Origin of the sequence: Bacillus vallismortis (genome assembly GCF_004116955.1) — a bacterium.
Classification (GTDB): domain Bacteria; phylum Bacillota; class Bacilli; order Bacillales; family Bacillaceae; genus Bacillus; species Bacillus vallismortis.
Genome location: NZ_CP026362.1, coordinates 3,670,295 through 3,690,407, shown reverse-complemented (window position 1 = coordinate 3,690,407; position 20,113 = coordinate 3,670,295). Strand labels below are relative to the sequence as shown.

The following is a 20,113-nucleotide window of genomic DNA, read 5'->3' as shown; positions in this document are numbered from 1 at the left end:
ATCATTCCCATTGGACTGATTGAGACATCGTTATTAAATGTATACCATTAACAAAATGATGGATATCGTCTTTTTTCAGTTTTTCCTTTATTTTTGGCTTCATGTTTTCAGCGTATTCTTCTGCCTTTTGTTGTTCATTTTTTTCATCTATGTTCACGCGATGATCCCCTCCAGAAGATTTAACTGATGATTGATTAGAATTTGAATTTTTATGATGAAAGTAAACAATTCCTATTAAAAATACTATAATTACGCCAACAAAAAGTGTTTTTTTGGAAAACGACATGGTTTTTCACCCTTTTTTATTTTATGATTATACTAGACTTGATACGTTCGTTCCCATGTATCGAGTGAGTATAGTCAATTCCATTGGCTTATAGAATAAACAACCAAAGCCGGCCGTTTGCCTGCTTTTTTGCTTTTCTGCAGACTGGCAAAGGGCTGTTTTACATATGATATGATTACAAATGACAAAATGAGGGTAATGTGTTAGTTCTACAATTCACAAAAGGAGGTTCTAATGGAGCACTTAGATTTGCATCATATTTTCGAACTCGGTTTTTTGCTGGTTATGATTGCAGCAGGGATCACTGCGATTGCCAAGAAGTGCAAGCAGCCTTATCCGATAGCGCTCGTGATTGTCGGAACGATCATTGGACTTGTACATATTCCGCTTTTTGAACCGCTGAAAGATTTTATCACTGAGGGCGAAGTCTTTAACTTCGTCATCATTACGCTGTTCTTGCCGGCTTTATTAGGAGAAGCGGCGCTGAAGCTGCCCTTTTCCCATTTGCGAGAAAATAAGCGTCCCGTTCTAGCGCTGGCCTTCGGCGGCACGCTCATCTCGTTTCTGATCGTCGGCTTTTCTTCCATGTGGCTGATGCATTTAGCCATTCCGGCGGCATTTGTGTTTGCCGCGCTGATGAGTGCGACAGACCCAGTCAGTGTGCTGTCCATTTTCAAAAGCGTCGGCGCGCCGAAAAAGCTGTCGATTGTCGTTGAAGGAGAAAGCCTGTTCAATGACGGGCTGGCGGTTGTGCTGTTCAATATTTCCGCTTTTTACTTGATGACTTATTTGGATCTCGGTATCCAAGGCGCTGGTTTAGGCTTGTGGGAGTTTGTCAAAGTCATTTCTCTCGGCCTTATCATCGGAGGCGCTCTAGGATTTGTCTTTTCCCAGCTCACCAAGTATTTTGATGATTATCCTTTAGAAATTATTTTTAGTATCATTCTGTTTTACAGTTCATTTTTATTGGCGGAAATGGCAGGTGCTTCCGGCGTAATCGCTGTCGTAGTCGCCGCGCTTATTTTCGGCAATTACGGGGCAAAAATCGGCATGAGCCCGACGACCAAGCTGAATATTAATAACTTTTGGGACGTCGCCGCCTTGCTCGCGAACTCCCTTGTCTTTTTAATGGTGGGACTTGAAATCACGAGAATTGACCTGACTGACAAATGGGGTTTGGCGATTATGGCCATTGTCATTGTGCTCATCGCCCGAAGTGCCGCCGTCTATATCAGTCTGGCCTTTATCAAAAAATTTCCGGTGACATGGAAGCATACCATCAATTGGGGCGGGCTGAAGGGCTCTCTGTCTATTGCACTCGTACTGAGCCTGCCGAGAGACTTCCCGGGGCGTGAAGACATTCTGATTTTCGCCTTCAGTGTCGTTTTGTTCTCTCTTGTTGTTCAGGGGCTCACGATCAAGCCGCTTCTGGAACGATTAGGCGTGAATCAAAAGGAAGAAGGCAATCAGGAATATGAGACATTGCTTGCAAAGGGGCACCGGCTAGAAACCGCTATCCAGGAAGTCCAGCAAGTCAAACACAATTTGCTGATTCACGAAGCTGTCTCCAGGGAACTGACAGACCAGTACAAAGAAGAGGTCAGCCAGCTGCATCAACAAACAAACCAATTATTCGAAGCCTATCCGGAACTCAAAAACAAACAGCAAACCATCTTGAAAAAACATGCGTTATACGCCCAATACCAAGCGATCGAGAACTTATCAAAGGAAGATATTATCTCAAACGAAGTGGCTGAACAAGAGCAAGCGCGTATCATTGATGAAATCGTTCGGTTGGAAGAGGATCACTAACGCAAAAAAAGCAGACTGCCATCAGTCTGCTTTTTCTTTTATGATTTGAAAAAATCAATCAGCGGCTGAAAATCCTTCGAAACATCAACGTCATTCGGTTCTGCTTGAAGCAGCCGGTCAATCATGCGCTCCAGTTCCTTTATATCTTGTTGATCCGTGTATTCAATGAAATTTAAGCTTTCGAGCCAATCACGGTACGAATGTTTGGCTTTGCCGTAGCTGTTCCCAAAGACGAGGCAAGGTGTCTTGGTGATAATCGAGAAAATCATCGCGTGAAGGCGGTCAGTGACCACCAATTTGCTGGATCCGATGCGGTCAAGCATCTCCATAAAATGCTTCTCGCGATCGGCGTAATCGATGGTGTCAACCGTATCCAGCACCGTATCAGTACGCTCCGTATAGGTTGTTTTTTTTGCCCATTTTCTCATCTGTGAAATAAAATCTTCGTCGGTCACTTTCTCCTTATCCGCTCTTAAAATAAAGAGAACGCCGTCCCGCTCAAGCTCTCTCGGCACAATATCCAAGGAAAGCACCATGTCCGGGGTAAAGATCACATTGGAGTCGAAGGTCTCTTTCACCACATCCAGTGTTTGCGTCTCACGCGCGGCTATCGTTAAGTTAGGATTTTGATGATACGCATCCTGTGTTTTTTTCTTTTCTTTATTTCCTTCCTCTGTGTCTTCAAAATAAACAGATTGCGGCAGAGAAATCGATTTGTAGTCCTTAAACGCCGAGAAGACTTTCCTTCTGTCTTCCTCAATATCGAGATACAGGTTTCCTAAATTGCCTCCGCCGGTAAAGCAGACAATATCGTCTTCACGGATGATCTCCTTCACCAGTTCAATGCCCTCATCTGTCGCATAATCCATAATTTCAATATATTCATAATACGGAAAATGATTTTTGATAAATTTCTCTTCCGCATACGCAATCGCTTGGTCTCCAATGTTTGTGTAACTCGGGGAACCAAATAAAAATACTTTTCGTTTATCATGTAACAGGGCTTCTGGCTCTACATTTGGCGCAATGCCTTTTACGAGTTTCTTACCTTTGATTTCTTGTACCGTCATGTCGTCGTCCTCCTTCTGGGATGATTGCCTCATTGTGTAGTTAACTGTCTCTACCCCAAAAGGAGGGTGGCTATGCATCGGCATGTGCGCCGGCTATATCAGAAACATCGTTTTCGCCAATTTGATGGCTGCGGCAATGTCCCGCGCCGTTCTTTCCATGTATTCTGCGGCATGTTCAACCGCGTCTTCAAGAGGCACGGCGCCGGGAACGATGCTGAAAAGCGCATCAATTCCGTGCTGATAGACGGCATCACTGTCTCGTGAGACTGATCCCGCTATGCCAATGACAGGCACATCGTATGATTTAGCCGCTTTGGCTACGCCGATCGGTGTCTTCCCGTAAATCGTTTGGCTGTCGATTCGCCCCTCACCGGTAATCACAAGGTCCGCATCCTGAACTTCATCTGCAAAATCAACCGCTTCCAGGACAATATCAATGCCTCTTTTCAAATCAGCATCAAGAAAAGCCAGCAAGCTCCACCCGAGACCGCCTGCTGCGCCGGCGCCCTTTATTTCTCTGGATGTTGTCCCAAGCGCTTTTTCTGCCACATCCGCGAAATGGGCCAAGTTCTGATCCAGCACATCCACCATATCTTCTGTCGCGCCTTTTTGCGGCCCGAAAACAGCCGCAGCCCCTTTTGGCCCTGTTAATGGATTGTCCACGTCGCAGGCGACCTCCAATTTGACATTCTCCAATCTGGGATCAAGCTCGCTGATATCGAGTGATGCGAGTTGAGATAACGCGCCGCCCCCGGGCCCAATCTCACGGCCTGATTCATCAAGAAGCCTTCCGCCCAACGCTTGAATCATCCCGGCTCCTCCGTCATTCGTTGCGCTTCCGCCGATCCCGATCATCAAATGCTCTGCGCCCGCGTCAAGAGCCGCTGCCATTAATTCTCCCGTCCCCCTTGTTGTCGTGACGAGCGGATTGCGCCTTTCAACAGGCACGAGATGAAGCCCTGAGGCGGCAGCCATTTCAATCACTGCTGTTTTCCCATCTCCCATCATGCCAAAAAACGCTTCCACCGGTTCTCCCAGCGGCCCCGTGACAACCTGTTCTTTAATCCATCCGGTTGTGGCATCAACCAGAGACTGAACGGTGCCCTCTCCGCCATCCGCCATCGGCAGTTTCCTGTAATCGGCGCCAGGAAATACCGATTGAAAACCTCTTTCTATCGCATCAGCGGCCTCCAGAGCTGATAAGCTTTCCTTAAATGAATCCGGTGCAATGATGATTTTCATTCAAATCGCCTCTTTCAATACATGATTCACTTACACGTTCTATCTCCAATGTATCATATCGGATTTGGAAATACATGACATCCATTATGGTGAAAATTTAATAAAAATTAGAAATGAAAGTGTTTGCATAAATGAAAAAATCGCGTTATCATACTTGTATACAAGTATACTTCTTGAGTGAGGAAGGTGAATGTATGCTAGACTCCAAAGACCTGTTGTATCCCGCAAAATGGCTCTCAAAAGCGTCAACCGGTGTTCGTATCGCATACGAGCTGAGAATGCGAATTATTTCAGGTTTGATTGAAAGCGGTACCATTTTATCAGAAAATACGATCGCCACCGAGTTTTCAGTAAGCCGTTCGCCGGTTCGCGAAGCGTTAAAAATACTCGCATCCGAAAAAATCATCCGCTTAGAACGAATGGGAGCGGTCGCAATTGGGTTAACTGAGAAGGAAATCACAGAAATTTATGATGTGCGTTTACTATTAGAAACATTTGTCTTTGAACGGCTTGTCAAAATCGACATTGAGCCCTTAGTCAAGGACCTCAGTAAAATACTTGAAATGATGAAAGTCTCCATCAAATACGAGGACGTAGATGAATTTTCATTTCAAGACGTGCTGTTTCATGAAACGATTATCCGAGCTATCGACCATTCATACATTCAGATGATCTGGAACAATCTAAAACCCGTTATGGAAAGCTTTATTCTGTTGTCCATGCGGGCACGGTTAAAGGAAAAACACGAGGATTTCACAAGGATTTTAGATAACCATGAGCTTTATATTCAGGCCATTAAAGCAAAAGACAGGGCGCTGATGATTCAGTCTCTTCACCAAAACTTTGATGATGTGCAAGAAAAGGTAGAAGACCTGTGGCTCTCACAACAAATGCTGGCAAAAGGAGCTGAACACCATAATGACTAGTTATATGTTAGGGATCGATATCGGCACGACAAGCACAAAAGCTGTGTTGTTCAGTGAAAAAGGAGACGTGGTACAGAAAGAAAGCATCGGCTACCCGCTCCATACACCGGACATCTCAACGGCTGAACAAGATCCGGAAGAGATTTTTCGTGCGGTCATCCAAACAACCGCGAGAATGACAAAGCAGCATCCAGAAAAACAGATCTCATTCATATCATTCAGCAGCGCCATGCACAGTGTCATCGCAATCGATGAAAATGACCAGCCGCTGACGCCATGCATCACATGGGCCGACAACCGGAGCGAAGGCTGGGCGCATAAGATTAAGGAGGAATTGAACGGGCATGAGGTGTACAAACGGACAGGAACACCGATTCATCCGATGGCACCGCTAAGCAAAATCACCTGGATCACGAACGAACAAAAAGAAATCGCTTCCAAAGCAAAAAAATATATCGGCATCAAAGAGTACATTTTCAAACAGCTGTTCAATGAATATGTCATTGATTACTCATTGGCCTCAGCGACAGGCATGATGAATCTGAAAAGCTTGGATTGGGACGAAGAAGCACTGCGCATCGCAGGCATTACGCCGGACCACTTATCAAAACTCGTGCCGACAACCGAGATCTTTCAGCATTGCAACCCGAATGTAGCGATACAGATGGGCATCGATCCGGAAACACCTTTTGTCATCGGCGCGAGTGATGGTGTTTTGTCCAATCTCGGCGTCAACGCCATTCATAAGGGCGAGATCGCCGTCACCATCGGAACAAGTGGCGCTATCCGGACGATTATTGACCAGCCGCAAACCGATGAAAAGGGACGGATTTTCTGCTACGCCTTGACGGACAAGCACTGGGTCATCGGCGGACCGGTGAACAATGGCGGAATCGTCCTGCGCTGGATCAGAGACGAATTTGCCTCTTCCGAAATCGAGACAGCGACACGGCTGGGAATTGATCCATATGACGTGCTGACGAAGATTGCCCAACGCGTCAGGCCCGGTTCCGACGGTCTGCTGTTCCACCCATACCTCGCCGGAGAACGCGCTCCGCTGTGGAATCCGGATGTACGCGGCTCATTTTTCGGCTTGACCATGTCGCATAAGAAAGAACATATGATACGCGCGGCATTAGAAGGGGTCATTTACAACCTGTACACGGTGTTCCTGGCATTAACCGAATGCATGGACGGCCCGGTAACCCGCATTCAGGCGACAGGGGGATTTGCAAGGTCTGAGGTTTGGCGCCAAATGATGTCGGATATCTTCGAATCAGAGGTCGTCGTTCCGGAAAGCTACGAAAGCTCATGTCTCGGCGCCTGCATTTTAGGCCTGTATGCGTTAGGAAAAATTGATTCATTCGAGGCTGTGTCCGACATGGTCGGCAGCACACACAGGCACACGCCGATTGAAGACTCAGCCAAGGAATACAGAAAATTAATCCCGATCTTTATTAATCTCTCAAGATCATTAGAGAATCAATATACACAAATTGCAGATTATCAGAGAGGCTTAATCACACACAACTAGTACATGACATGAAGGGGAGGGCATTATCATGCCATTAATCATCGTTGCATTTGGGATCTTAGCTTTACTGCTGTTGATAATGGGCTTAAAATTAAATACATTTATTTCCTTGCTGATCGTATCGTTCGGCGTGGCATTGGCACTCGGGATGCCGTTCGATCAAGTTGTCAGCTCTATAGAAGCAGGAATAGGGGGAACTCTTGGCCACATCGCGCTCATCTTCGGGCTTGGTGCGATGCTGGGCAAGCTGATCGCGGATTCAGGAGGCGCACAGCGCATCGCGATGACACTCGTCAATAAATTCGGGGAGAAAAACATTCAATGGGCCGTTGTCATTGCCTCATTCATTATTGGAATTGCATTATTTTTTGAAGTAGGATTGGTTCTATTAATTCCGATTGTATTTGCGATTTCAAGAGAATTGAAGATTTCTATTTTATACCTTGGAATTCCGATGGTCGCAGCGCTCTCCGTCACGCACGGATTCCTGCCGCCGCACCCGGGGCCTACGGCCATTGCCGGTGAGTACGGCGCAAACATTGGGGAAGTGCTGCTGTACGGCTTTATCGTTGCTGTTCCGACAGTGCTCATCGCAGGGCCATTGTTTACAAAGATCGCGAAAAAAATCGTTCCTGCATCATTCGCGAAAAACGGCAACATCGCATCACTCGGCACGCAAAAAACGTTCAAGCTTGAGGAGACACCCGGCTTCGGAATCAGCGTCTTTACTGCAATGCTTCCGATTATCATCATGTCGGTCGCGACCATTATCGACCTGCTTCAAGAAACAATCGGATTTGCGGACAACGGCGTTTTAGCTTTTATTCGATTGATTGGAAACGCATCGACTGCTATGATTATTTCGTTATTGGTCGCAGTCTATACAATGGGCATCGCACGCAACATTCCAGTCAAAACCGTGATGGACTCTTGTTCAGCAGCCATCTCGCAAATCGGCATGATGCTATTGATCATCGGGGGAGGCGGCGCCTTCAAACAAGTGCTGATCAACGGCGGTGTCGGCGATTACGTGGCAGACCTTTTCAAAGGAACGGCATTGTCGCCAATTGTCCTGGCCTGGCTCATCGCGGCGATCCTCCGCATTTCTCTAGGATCAGCCACCGTTGCCGCGTTAAGCACAACAGGGCTCGTCATTCCGTTATTGGGACATTCTGATGTCAACTTGGCATTAGTCGTGCTTGCAACAGGCGCCGGAAGTGTCATTGCTTCGCACGTCAATGACGCCGGCTTCTGGATGTTCAAAGAGTACTTCGGATTAAGCATGAAAGAAACATTTGCCACATGGACATTGCTGGAAACGATTATTTCCGTTGCTGGACTTGGATTCATATTATTGTTAAGTTTAGTTGTATGAAATTAAGAAGGAGCTGTAACACATGTTCAATACGATTGGTGTCATAGGCTTAGGCGTAATGGGAAGCAATATCGCCTTAAACATGGCAAACAAAGGTGAAAACGTCGCCGTCTATAATTACACCAGAGACTTAACGGACCAGCTTGTCCAAAAGCTGGACGGACAATCTCTCAGCCCGTACTACGAGCTCAAGGATTTTGTTCAATCGTTAGAGAAACCAAGAAAAATCTTTCTGATGGTCACAGCGGGGAAACCCGTAGATTCCGTCATCCAATCATTAATGCCTTTGCTTGAAGAAGGCGACGTCATCATGGACGGAGGCAACTCCCACTATGAAGATACAGAAAGAAGATATGACGAGCTGAAGGAAAAAGGCATCGGCTACCTTGGAATCGGCATTTCCGGCGGCGAAGTCGGGGCATTAACAGGGCCTTCCATCATGCCGGGCGGGGATCGCGACGTCTATGACAAAGCCGCTCCTATCCTGACAAAAATCGCAGCGCAAGTCGGAGAAGATCCGTGCTGTGTCTACATCGGCCCAAAAGGGGCAGGGCACTTTACAAAAATGGTGCACAACGGCATTGAGTATGCCGACATGCAGCTGATTGCAGAAGCGTACACGTTTCTAAGAGAAAGACTGCGCCTGCCGCTCGATGAGATTGCATCTATTTTTGAAACATGGAACCAAGGTGAGCTGAAAAGCTATTTAATAGAAATTACAGCTGAGATTTTACGCAAAAAAGACGAAAAAACAGGACAGCCTCTGATTGATGTCATCCTTGATAAAACCGGCCAAAAAGGCACCGGAAAATGGACGAGCATGCAGGCGATTGATAACGGCATTCCGTCCACCATCATCACAGAGTCCTTGTTCGCCCGCTACTTGTCATCCTTAAAAGAAGAACGGATGGCAGCTCAAGACGTGTTAGCAGGCCCGGAAACTGAAGAAAAACACTTCGATAAAGAGACTTGGGTTGAATACGTCAGACAGGCACTTTACATGGGGAAAGTATGCGCCTACGCACAAGGCTTTGCCCAATACAAAATGTCATCTGAGCTTTACGGCTGGAACCTGCCGCTCAAAGACATCGCTTTGATTTTCCGCGGCGGCTGCATCATCCGCGCAGATTTCCTAAACGTGATCAGCGAAGCATTCAGCGAGCAGCCAAACCTGTCAAACCTGCTGATCGCGCCTTATTTCTCAGATAAGCTGCAAGGCTATCAAACAGGCCTGCGAAAAGTCGTTTGCGAGGTCATCAGCACAGGAATCTCATTCCCATGCTTAACCACCGCGCTCTCTTATTACGACGGCTACCGCACAGGACGTTCCAATGCGAACCTCTTGCAGGCGCAGCGCGATTACTTCGGCGCCCATACGTACGAACGAACAGATATGGACGGCGTTTTTCATACGAATTGGTCTGAATAGCAGCCATCAAAAAACACGGTCAGTTTCAACTGAACCGTGTTTATTTATCTTATTTCTTCTTTCCTCTAAAAAAGAGAAACAGCAATAACAGAATCACCCAAACAACAGGAGACATAAGTAATGTTTTAAATATCATAAACAGTGATACAATAATAGCGAGAAACAGCCCCCAAGAAAATAATGTAAAAGTCGACATGCTTGTTGCTCCGTTCTATTTTTACTTTCTATATCGGTTTATTGTATGAGAACTGAAGGTATATGTTCAAATCGTATCTTTCTGCCCCTTGCCCATGGTCTCATAAAATGTTCAAATGCCTAGAACGGACTGACACATGCTGATTCACATTAGTCCCAGAAAACCCTGTCTAATTGAGAAACAGCCCATATTTACATTTTCATCTACTTGAAAAGAAATGCCAATACTCTTCCTGTCATACCTTAAACAGGATGAAAAAAAGCAAGTGAATAATGGGTTTTGGCTTGACAAAAAATATATATTAATTAATAATCGGTATATAATTAGAATTATTATCGAAAGCAAATCTGCTTTCAAATACATTTAGGAGGAAGATATTATGTCTTTAATCGGAAAAGAAGTACTACCATTCGAAGCGAAAGCATTCAAAAACGGTGAATTCATCGATGTAACAAACGAAGATTTGAAAGGTCAATGGAGCGTATTCTGCTTCTACCCAGCAGATTTCTCTTTCGTATGCCCGACTGAGCTTGAAGATCTTCAAGAGCAATACGCTGCACTTAAAGAATTAGGTGTTGAAGTATACTCTATCTCTACAGATACACACTTCGTACACAAAGGCTGGCACGACAGCTCTGAAAAAATCGGCAAAATCACTTACGCAATGATCGGTGACCCATCTCAAACGATCTCTCGCAACTTCGATGTTCTTGACGAAGAATCTGGCCTTGCTGACCGCGGAACATTCATCATCGATCCAGATGGCGTCATCCAAACTGTAGAAATCAATGCAGGCGGTATCGGCCGTGACGCAAGCAACCTGATCAGCAAAGTAAAAGCAGCACAATACGTTCGTCAAAACCCAGGTGAAGTTTGCCCGGCTAAATGGGAAGAAGGCGGCGAAACTCTTACACCTAGCCTTGACCTAGTAGGTAAAATCTAAGGAGTGCATTCCATTGGTACTTGATGCAAATATCAAAGCACAATTAAATCAATACATGCAGCTTATTGAGAATGACATTGTTCTCAAAGTGAGCGCAGGTGAAGATGACATTTCTAAGGACATGCTGGCTCTCGTTGATGAGCTGGCTTCCATGTCATCTAAAATCACAGTAGAAAAAGCTGAATTAAACAGAACGCCAAGCTTCAGTGTCAATCGTGTCGGAGAAGACACTGGTGTTACATTCGCCGGTATCCCTCTAGGACACGAATTTACATCATTGGTTTTGGCGCTGCTTCAAGTGAGCGGCAGACCGCCTAAGGTAGACCAAAAAGTCATTGATCAGGTGAAGAAGATCAGCGGTGAATTCCACTTTGAATCTTATATCAGCCTGACTTGCCACAACTGTCCTGACGTTGTACAAGCTTTAAACATGATGAGCGTGCTGAACCCGAACATTACGCACACGATGATCGACGGCGCAGCATACAAAGCGGAAGTTGAAAGCAAAAACATCATGGCAGTGCCGACCGTTTACCTCAATGGTGAATCCTTCGGAAGCGGCCGTATGACGCTTGAAGAAATTCTTGCAAAAATGGGCAGCGGCGCAGACGCATCTGAATTTGCGGACAAAGAGCCGTTTGACGTTCTTGTTGTCGGAGGCGGACCTGCTGGCGCAAGCGCAGCGATCTACACGGCCCGTAAAGGCATCCGCACTGGTGTCGTCGCTGAGCGCTTCGGCGGACAGGTTCTCGACACAATGAGCATCGAAAACTTCATCAGCGTCAAAGCGACAGAAGGTCCGAAGCTTGCGGCAAGCCTTGAAGAGCACGTGAAGGAATATGATATTGATGTCATGAACCTTCAGCGCGCAAAACGCCTTGAAAAGAAAGACCTTTTCGAACTTGAACTCGAAAACGGAGCTGTTCTGAAAAGTAAAACAGTCATCCTGTCAACAGGTGCCCGCTGGCGCAATGTCAACGTACCTGGTGAACAAGAGTTCAAAAACAAAGGTGTCGCATACTGCCCGCACTGTGATGGGCCATTGTTTGAAGGCAAAGACGTAGCGGTCATTGGCGGAGGAAACTCCGGAATCGAGGCTGCTATCGATCTTGCAGGCATCGTCAAACACGTCACTGTGCTTGAATTCGCGCCAGAACTGAAAGCAGACGAAGTGTTGCAAAAACGCCTCTACAGCCTGCCTAACGTCACTGTCGTGAAAAACGCGCAAACGAAAGAAATCACAGGCGATCAAAGCGTAAACGGCATCACATACGTTGACCGTGAAACAGGCGAAGAAAAACATGTTGAACTCCAAGGTGTATTCGTCCAAATCGGCCTCGTACCAAACACAGATTGGTTAGATGAAACAGTTGAACGCAACCGCATCGGCGAAGTCATCGTCGACAAGCACGGCGCGACAAGCGTCCCAGGCTTATTCGCTGCCGGCGACTGCACAGACAGTGCGTTTAACCAAATCATTATTTCCATGGGATCAGGTGCAACTGCCGCTCTCGGCGCGTTTGATTACCTTATTCGCAACTAATATAAGAAAGCCGCAATATTGCCAGATTGGCAGCATTGCGGCTTTTATATTTTGTATTAAGAAGGCAGTATTTCTTCTAAACAATCTTCACTGATTTTATAAGATTTTGGCCTTCTGGTCATAAGCTCGACAAATCCTTGTTCTTCTAAATAATCCATAACTTTATTAACAATATGTCTTGATTTACCCGATATTTTCATTAACTCTTGCACCGAAAGCATGACATGATCATTTACAAATACAGTAATAGTGATGATGATGTAGAAGAGTTCACGTTCATCCTTATAATCAACCCATTGATCACTTTTCATATAGTTTTTAATTCGATTAAGTTTCATTAAATTGAATTCAAGGTCTTCAATTATCCCTTTTTGTCCTGACAGAAGCAATTCCAGCATATTGATTAAATAAAAAGTCATTTCTCCTCGATTTAAAGGGGAGGGAATTTCCTCTAAAGCTTTATAGTACTTATCTTTGTTCTTATTCACTGCGTAAGAAAACGTAATAGCTGAATACTTCTCTAAATAACTGGATAAGTAACTCCCGACGATTAGTCGTCCTGTTCTACCATTACCATCATAGAAAGGATGAATATATTCATAATAATAATGTGCAACCATATAACGATAAAGCTGTGGATGTGATTCATCATCCAAATAATCAATTAACGCCTCCAATGCTTCTGTGATTTTCCGTTCAGATCTAATGCCAATATGAGTGGTTCTATTTCCGTCATTTACCTCAACATATCCTCTTCTAAAGAGCTCTCCATCCGGAGCATCCTCTGCCACGATCTCATCAGCCACCAATTCATCATATAATTTTCTGACGTCACGAACACTCTTAAAAGAATCAATCTGATCTATAAATTGATATGTCTTCATTAGCCCTACAAAACGCTTATGTTGTGGTTCTGATTGTTCCAGTGCATTAAGAGCTTCTTTCAATTCTTTTTTTGTACTTCGAATCCCCTCAATTTCATTATTGCTCTGTGCTTCATTAATAATTAATTTATTAAAATAAGGTTTAACAACAAATTTAGGAAGTTGACTAATTAATGAAGAGATTTTAGAACTATTTAATAACACTTCATTATTCAACTTCATGAGTTCAGGGATGTTTACATAAAATAATTCGAATGAATCATTAGTAAGATGACCTTTACGGAATCCGCGTATTGTTAAAGATGTAGAATAGGTGCCATAGCTGCTTTTTCTTTTTAAGAATTCCTTATCATATGAATCAGCATCAACTTTATAATAAAGTTTTGATAATTTCTCATAATTCATACTAACCATCACCTTTCTAATTTAAAAATCGTCATTTTTTTAAATTATATACTCATTATGGACTCTTTTCTAATAAATATTCTTTATTCCTTAAAATAAATCTCTCTGTCTGCTTTAGTCTTAGAAAAGACTCAATTATAATCACAGTATTGAGTCCTAAATAGATACTTTGAACAAAACTGGAATACAGTCCTTCAAAGATTAAAGAAAAGAGGCTGCCGTTAACAACAAGACAGACCCCTTAAATGATAACAATGATTGATATTCTTTCTTGTACCTTCTTGACTGGTGGTTGCACAACAATGCGAATCCTTGGGATCAGGTGCAACTGCCGCTCTCGGCGCATTTGATTACCTTATCCGCAACTAATATAAGAAAGCCGCAATATTGCCAGATTGGCAGCATTGCGGCTTTCTTTTTCATTCTAACTATATTGCATATTTTATCCATTTGTAATATAGTTGTAATGTTAGTGAAACATCACTTCACTCTCAGCATATTTGCTGTTTTTAAAGCGAAACGCACTGATTTTCTATTTAAAGTGCCCTGATACTTTTTGACCTTGTGCTTTAGATCTTTAATGGTTTTTTCCTTCTTGGCATTTTCTAGTGCCATCAGCGCTTCCCAGCGTTTCGCTGTTTCTGTGGAACTGCAGCCGCTAACTGTAGTCACAGGCGATAGAAGCTTCGTGTTAGATAGTTTTTCGTCAAAAGGAACGGTATCAGGAGTCGCTTTCTCTTTATAAATATGATCCAATTCATTTTGATTCAAGAAGCTGATGAAGTGGTCAAAGTTTTGCGCTTGCCGTTTTTCAGGCTGTTGAAAATCAACTGTTTGAATTAACTCTGACAGTTTTGTTTTCTCCGTTATCTCATTTGCCATGATATGCGTTAACTGATGGTACTCAGCTAATTCCCTCATTCTGGCGTCTTTCGGAAGCAGAAGGCTCGGTGTTCCGGCAATCGTCGCCGCGATATTCCCATGCAGCCTTGCGCCAAAGCTGAAATCAGCTTGTCTCAGGAAATCCAGCCAAGTCGGCACATTTAAAAAGAACCGGACTCTATCATTCTGATAAGCAGGGTCTTCCATGCTTACCGGATAATTATTGGCAGGCTTCGCTATCGCAGGCGCCCCGGCATACGTCAGAATCAACTCTTTTCGCCATTGGGGGATAAAGTAATGGTTCGGGAATTCTTTCATGCTTCTCGTAATGAAGTCCAGCACATGCTTTGGAGACAGCCTTGATGAGTTAACCGTCACCATTGATTCCGGTGTGATATTGGTTTCTCTAATCTTCAGCTCTCTGCCAAATGCATACATAGATGGACAGCCAATAACCGTGTGGTCAATGCCTTTACGGAATCCTAATCTGGAAAGGTATTTCGCAGTAATTTCACCGCGGACACCGATCATATTTGATCTTTCCAGCACGGCACTCACAAACGCCTTCACATCTTCATCAAAAGGAAAACCTTCATTTAATTTTGGTTCAAACGGAGCCCTCAAACCAACACCAATCACAACAACCGGAATGGTTAACTTTTTAATTAATTGGGTATATTTCCGTAAAGAAGGCACAAAATCCTCGCGGAATGCATCTGCCAGCGGAATAATATACATATCATATTTTTCATTGATTTTCTCCGCATCCGCCGGATGAATCCGATAATAATCAGGAGTTATCGTCGTTCCTTCTGTCATCAGCGTACGAAACACACTATAGGCATATACTAAGTTTCCTACGTTTCCGCCAATGGAGTTGCGAACAATCATTTCAGCTGCATTGAATGTATCGAACGGTGATATGCCAGCTCTGATTAAAATGTTTTTCAATGTCATATTGCCCCTTTCTCACCAAAATTTTTAGTAGGAGATTTGCTTAGGGAACTCTCTCATGTTCTTCATTTTTCATCCCTTTTCTCTCCCTCTCTTCCGTTCTAATAGTCAATTATACAAAAAAGGGTCTTACAGGTGAAATCATAACATAGCGATCGGGACTGGAAGTATATCCCCATCAATAGGTATCTGTTTACATTACATAAAAAAACCCAAACCATGCACTTGAGTAAAAGTGCATGATTCGGGCCGCTTCTTATAATTCTTCGCCATTCGTTTGGATCACATTTTTGTACCACTCAAATGAATCTTTCTTATACCGCTTCATGGAACCATTTCCTTCATTATCACGATCAACATAGATCATGCCATAGCGCTTTTTCATCTCACCTGTTGTGAAAGAGACGATATCAATAATGCCCCACGGCGTGTAGCCTATCAAATCTACACCGTCATAAGTGACCGCTTTTTCCAATGCTTCAATATGTGATTTCAAATATTGGATTCGTTCCGGATCATGGATTTTGCCGTCTTCCTCCACCGTATCCACCGCGCCAAAGCCGTTTTCCACGATGAATAGTGGAATTTGATACCGGTCATAAAAACGGTTTAACGTATATCTCAATCCGGTTGGATCAATTGCCCAGCCCCAGTCACTCGATGTGATGTATGGATTTTCGACACCATTTGGCAGTCCGCCGTTAACGATATCGCCTGTATTATCATTTTCCACATCGCTTTTCACAGTGGTTGACATGTAATAGCTGAAGCCTAAGTAATCGACGGTTCCGTTTCGTAAAATCTCATCATCGCCGTCTTCGAAAGTGATGTCATAGCCTTCTCGCTCAAATTCTTTCAACGCGTAGCTCGGATAGTACCCGCGAACCTGCACATCCGGGAAGAAATACCGCTGTCTCATTTCTTCTTCAGCCAGCATCACATCTTCAGGATTGGAGGAGAAAGGATAAATCGGCACATGTGACACCATGGCACCAATTTGGAAGTCTGGATTGATGTCTTTTCCTTTTGCCACCGCTAAAGCGCTCGCCACTAATTCATGGTGTGCCGTTTGGTACATGACTTCCTTGGCGTTTTCGTTTTCGCCCACCGTAACACCCGAGTTTGTCCATAGGAACAGCGGATTGCTCACATCCATTTGGTTGTTGATCTCGTTAAAGGTCATCCAGTACTTCACTTTATCTTTATAACGCTTGAAACAAGCCTCTGCGAAATTCACGAAGAAGTCCACGACTTTCCGGTTTCTGAAGCCGCCGTATTCCCTTGCCAGGTGCAGCGGCATCTCAAAGTGAGACAGGGTAATAACCGGCTCGATCCCATGCTTCAGCAATTCATCAAACACATCATCATAGAACTGCAAGCCCGCTTCGTTCGGTTCAGCCTCATCACCCTTCGGGAAAATCCGGCTCCATCCTATAGACGTCCGCAAGCATGTTAAGCCCATTTCTGCAAACAAAGCGATATCTTCCTTGTATCTGTGATAGAAATCTATGGCTTCATGGTTCGGATAAAACTCGTTCTCTTCAATCGTATCCGTGATTTTTCTCGGCACGCCGTGCGCACCCGCAGTCATCACATCAACGACACTCGGCCCTTTCCCGCCTTGATTCCATCCTCCTTCAAATTGGTGGGCAGCTAATGCGCCGCCCCATAAAAAATCCTTTGGCATATGTCCCATGTTTTATTCCTCCTTAGCTTACGACTGTAAATAATTTTTGGCCTAATGCACTTTCTTCAAGCTCCTCAATGAGAATTTCCTGATACGCATGTGAATTCGTGATGATGACCGGGGTGATCGTTGATAACCCTTTTTCTTCAATGATAGTTTTATCAAATTCAACAAGCACTTCGCCTTTTTTGACTGTATCGCCCTCTTTCACTTTCAAAGCAAAAGGGGTGCCGTCCAATGTCACTGTATCCAGTCCGATATGCACAAGCAACTCGACGCCAGACGCCGTACGAAGGCCGATCGCATGCTTTGTAGGCGCGACCATGACGACAGTTCCGTCAAACGGAGCATAAAGCTTATTTTCAAATGGCTCAATCGCCAGCCCTTGTCCCATCGCACCTGAACTGAATACCTCATCAGGCACGTCAGAAAGCGGGATGACCTTGCCGCTAAACGGTGCATATACTGTTTCTTCATTTGCCTGTGCCGTTTGAACATGTTCCTTTTCCGCCTGTTTAGCTGTATCTTCACCATAGCCAAAGATTTGAATCAGCACAACAGGGAGAATAATCGCGATCGCCGAACCGATCAAAATGCCCCAAATAGACGCCGGGAATTGTTCATTGATGCCATTCACGATCGTCAGCGGTCCCGGAAGCCCCGCATACGCAAAGTAATACGGATTGAAAAAGCTTGCCACAACTGCCCCAATCGCACCAGATATACAGCCAAAAATAAATGGTTTCTTAAATCTCAAGGTCACGCCGTAGATAGCCGGCTCTGTAATGCCGAACAAGCCTGTGACCCCAGCTGAAACACTGACTTTTCTCGTTTCCTTGTTTCTTGCTTTTAGGATGACGCCAAGGACCGCCCCAACCTGTGCAATGACCGCAATCGTTTGATACGCCTGGAATGAATCACGTCCGTATAAATCATAATTCGCCAATACCATCGGCGTGATACCCCAATGTACGCCAAAGATGACGATGACCTGCCAGAAGGCGCCGATGATCGCTCCAGCTAAAGCCGGCACGTTTTCCGCCAAGAAGTTGTAACCGTTCGCAATCCCATTTGCGCCTAATGTTGTCACAGGGCCAATGAGGACGATCGTTAACGGCACCATAACCACCATGCACAGAAACGGAACAAATAACGGCCTGACCACTTCATTCATTCTCTTATTCAAAAATCGTTCGAGATAAGACAATATCCACACTAAAAATAATGGCGGCAGTACGGAGGATGTGTATGTCGTTTCCGATAAAGCAATCCCTAAGAAAGAAATACTCTTTCCGTCTGCGATTTGAACAGCCATCTCCGCCCATGTCGGACTGACTAACGCGGCACAGCACGCTACAGCGATATACATGTTCGTCTTAAAATGCTTTGATGCCGTAATTGCGATAAAAATAGGCAAAAACGTAAACGGCGCCCAAGATATGAAACTAAAAACCTGATAAGCTCCTGTTTTCTCAAAGCCATCAAACAATAAATTAATGATAATTAATGCCCCTTGCAAAATACCAGCAGCGGCCAGAATGTACACAAACGGCGCAAACACCGCTGACATCGTCGCAATGATCCGGTTCAGAATCGTCCCTTTATTCTCGCTCTGTTCCTCAGACAGATCGATATTGACCAGCTTCGAAAATTCTTCGAAGACTTCTCCTACGTGCTGTCCAATGACAATCTGAAATTGGCCGCTGTTCTCTACAACCGTAATGACGCCGGGCATCGATTTCACGATATCCTTCGCTTTAGGGTTAGACCGCTTCAGCACCAATCGAAGCCTCGTCGCGCAGCGAGAAGCTCCAATGACATTCTCTTCCCCGCCTACGGCCTCCAAAATGTCTTTTGCTAGTCTGCTATAATCTCTCACTTTCCCCGACATTTTCACCCACCCCTTTGTTTTGGTTACGCTTTCATTATAATTGTACCGGTATAATTTATCAATACCCAAACAAAATATTTATTCATTAACTATAATTGTAAGCGGTTTATGCTATAATTTCTTTAAGTGAAACTAACGAATAAATGAGGAATGCGTATGTTAAAGTACCAGCAAATCGCAGCGGAGATTGAAAAGTATATAGAAGAACATGAGCTGAAACAGGGAGACAAACTGCCAGTGCTAGAAACCCTCATGGCCCATTTTGAGGTCAGCAAAAGCACAATCACAAAATCCCTGGATCTATTAGAGCAAAAAGGCGCGATCTTTCAGCTCAGAGGAAGCGGCATCTTCGTCAGAAAGCATAAACGAAAAGGCTACATCAGCCTTCTGTCGAATCAAGGATTTAAAAAAGACCTTGAGGATTTCAATATCACCTCAAAAGTCATTGAACTGGACGTGAGAAAGCCGACACAAGAGGCAGCGGAAAACCTCAACATCGGACTTCATGAGGACGTCTACTTTGTCAAAAGGGTCCGCTACATCAACGGCCAAACCCTTTGCTACGAGGAATCCTATTACAACAAATCCATCGTCACATATTTGAACAACGAAATCGTCTCCCACTCCATCTTCCATTACATCCGGGAAGGACTGGGATTGAAGATTGGTTTTTCTGATTTGTTTCTGCACGTGGGACAGCTTAATGAGGAAGAAGCGGAATATTTGGGGCTGAAGGCTGGACTGCCGAAGCTATATATAGAAAGTATTTTTCACCTGACGAATGGCGTCCCGTTTGATTTCTCGAAGATTTCTTATAATTATGAGCAGTCGCAGTTTGTGGTGCAGGCGAATAGTTTTTTGTTGTAGGGCTGCTTCACTATGGAAGGTGGTCGACATGTACAAAATCATCATTCCTGCCATACTAGCCATCTTCGTGCTATGGATGTTCTTACAGATTTCACTAGAGATGAGCATCTTTAAGAATCCAATGAACTACTTTATTGTATTCATTATCTTTTTCCTCTTTATAAAGATGGTGAAAGAAAAATAACGA

General features: G+C 44.4%; 16 protein-coding genes. 9 read left to right on the top strand and 7 right to left on the bottom strand.

From position 1 onward, the window contains the following. Position 1 precedes the first annotated feature (1 nt). Positions 2 to 286, bottom strand: coding sequence for a hypothetical protein (locus BV11031_RS23090; RefSeq protein ID WP_241739791.1), 285 nt, complete (start codon positions 284 to 286; stop codon positions 2 to 4). A 234-nt stretch (positions 287 to 520) separates the two neighbouring features. Here BV11031_RS23090 and BV11031_RS19530 point away from each other — a divergent pair, with 234 nt between their 5' ends. Beyond that, on the top strand, positions 521 to 2,098 hold the full coding sequence (locus tag BV11031_RS19530; RefSeq protein ID WP_129550890.1) for a Na+/H+ antiporter: 1,578 nt from the start codon (positions 521 to 523) through the stop codon (positions 2,096 to 2,098). A gap of 38 nt (positions 2,099 to 2,136) precedes the next feature. Here BV11031_RS19530 and BV11031_RS19525 read toward each other — a convergent pair whose 3' ends face one another. Then, complete coding sequence (locus tag BV11031_RS19525) at positions 2,137 to 3,168, bottom strand: polysaccharide pyruvyl transferase family protein (protein ID WP_129550889.1); 1,032 nt, start codon at positions 3,166 to 3,168, stop codon at positions 2,137 to 2,139. 93 nt (positions 3,169 to 3,261) lie between these two features. Continuing rightward, positions 3,262 to 4,410, bottom strand: a complete 1,149-nt coding sequence (locus BV11031_RS19520) for a glycerate kinase (protein ID WP_129550888.1) — start codon at positions 4,408 to 4,410, stop codon at positions 3,262 to 3,264. Between the two features lie 194 nt (positions 4,411 to 4,604). On the opposite strand from BV11031_RS19520, the gene gntR reads away from it, so the two are divergent. The 6 genes from gntR (at position 4,605) to ahpF (ending at position 12,356) form a co-directional block, all read left to right on the top strand. Continuing rightward, the gene (gene gntR, locus BV11031_RS19515; RefSeq protein WP_121641595.1) at positions 4,605 to 5,336 is read left to right on the top strand and encodes a gluconate operon transcriptional repressor GntR; all 732 of its coding nucleotides are present in this window, start codon (positions 4,605 to 4,607) and stop codon (positions 5,334 to 5,336) included. Beyond that, positions 5,329 to 6,870 carry a gluconokinase gene (gene gntK, locus BV11031_RS19510; RefSeq protein WP_129550887.1) on the top strand — a complete coding sequence of 514 codons (1,542 nt, stop codon included), beginning with the start codon at positions 5,329 to 5,331 and terminating at the stop codon, positions 6,868 to 6,870. Before gntR ends, gntK begins: the two co-directional genes overlap by 8 nt. 28 nt (positions 6,871 to 6,898) lie before the next feature. Continuing rightward, the gene (gntP, locus tag BV11031_RS19505) at positions 6,899 to 8,245 is read left to right on the top strand and encodes a gluconate permease GntP (protein WP_121641597.1); all 1,347 of its coding nucleotides are present in this window, start codon (positions 6,899 to 6,901) and stop codon (positions 8,243 to 8,245) included. Positions 8,246 to 8,267: 22 nt separating this feature from the next. Next, on the top strand, positions 8,268 to 9,674 hold the full coding sequence (gene gnd / locus BV11031_RS19500) for a decarboxylating NADP(+)-dependent phosphogluconate dehydrogenase (protein WP_129550886.1): 1,407 nt from the start codon (positions 8,268 to 8,270) through the stop codon (positions 9,672 to 9,674). Between the two features lie 575 nt (positions 9,675 to 10,249). Beyond that, positions 10,250 to 10,813, top strand: coding sequence for an alkyl hydroperoxide reductase subunit C (ahpC, locus tag BV11031_RS19495; protein WP_003219098.1), 564 nt, complete (start codon positions 10,250 to 10,252; stop codon positions 10,811 to 10,813). 13 nt (positions 10,814 to 10,826) lie between these two features. Further along, positions 10,827 to 12,356, top strand: coding sequence for an alkyl hydroperoxide reductase subunit F (gene ahpF / locus BV11031_RS19490; protein ID WP_100739580.1), 1,530 nt, complete (start codon positions 10,827 to 10,829; stop codon positions 12,354 to 12,356). 56 nt (positions 12,357 to 12,412) lie between these two features. Here the strand turns inward: ahpF and BV11031_RS19485 are convergent, their stop codons facing one another. The 4 genes from BV11031_RS19485 to BV11031_RS19470 form a co-directional block, all read right to left on the bottom strand. Beyond that, positions 12,413 to 13,645, bottom strand: a complete 1,233-nt coding sequence (locus BV11031_RS19485) for a Fic family protein (RefSeq protein ID WP_129550885.1) — start codon at positions 13,643 to 13,645, stop codon at positions 12,413 to 12,415. 480 nt (positions 13,646 to 14,125) lie between these two features. Further along, positions 14,126 to 15,478 (bottom strand): polysaccharide pyruvyl transferase family protein, encoded by a 1,353-nt coding sequence (locus BV11031_RS19480; RefSeq protein ID WP_129550884.1) that lies wholly within the window; start codon positions 15,476 to 15,478, stop codon positions 14,126 to 14,128. A 259-nt stretch (positions 15,479 to 15,737) separates the two neighbouring features. Beyond that, entirely contained in the window at positions 15,738 to 17,177 is a 1,440-nt protein-coding gene (gene bglA / locus BV11031_RS19475; RefSeq protein WP_129550883.1) for a 6-phospho-beta-glucosidase BglA, read from the bottom strand. 13 nt (positions 17,178 to 17,190) lie between these two features. Beyond that, positions 17,191 to 19,059, bottom strand: coding sequence for a beta-glucoside-specific PTS transporter subunit IIABC (locus BV11031_RS19470; RefSeq protein WP_129550882.1), 1,869 nt, complete (start codon positions 19,057 to 19,059; stop codon positions 17,191 to 17,193). A gap of 156 nt (positions 19,060 to 19,215) precedes the next feature. On the opposite strand from BV11031_RS19470, the gene BV11031_RS19465 reads away from it, so the two are divergent. Next, positions 19,216 to 19,926 carry a GntR family transcriptional regulator gene (locus BV11031_RS19465; protein ID WP_121641602.1) on the top strand — a complete coding sequence of 237 codons (711 nt, stop codon included), beginning with the start codon at positions 19,216 to 19,218 and terminating at the stop codon, positions 19,924 to 19,926. Positions 19,927 to 19,954: 28 nt separating this feature from the next. Continuing rightward, positions 19,955 to 20,110, top strand: coding sequence for a hypothetical protein (locus BV11031_RS19460; protein WP_121641603.1), 156 nt, complete (start codon positions 19,955 to 19,957; stop codon positions 20,108 to 20,110). Positions 20,111 to 20,113 lie beyond the last annotated feature (3 nt).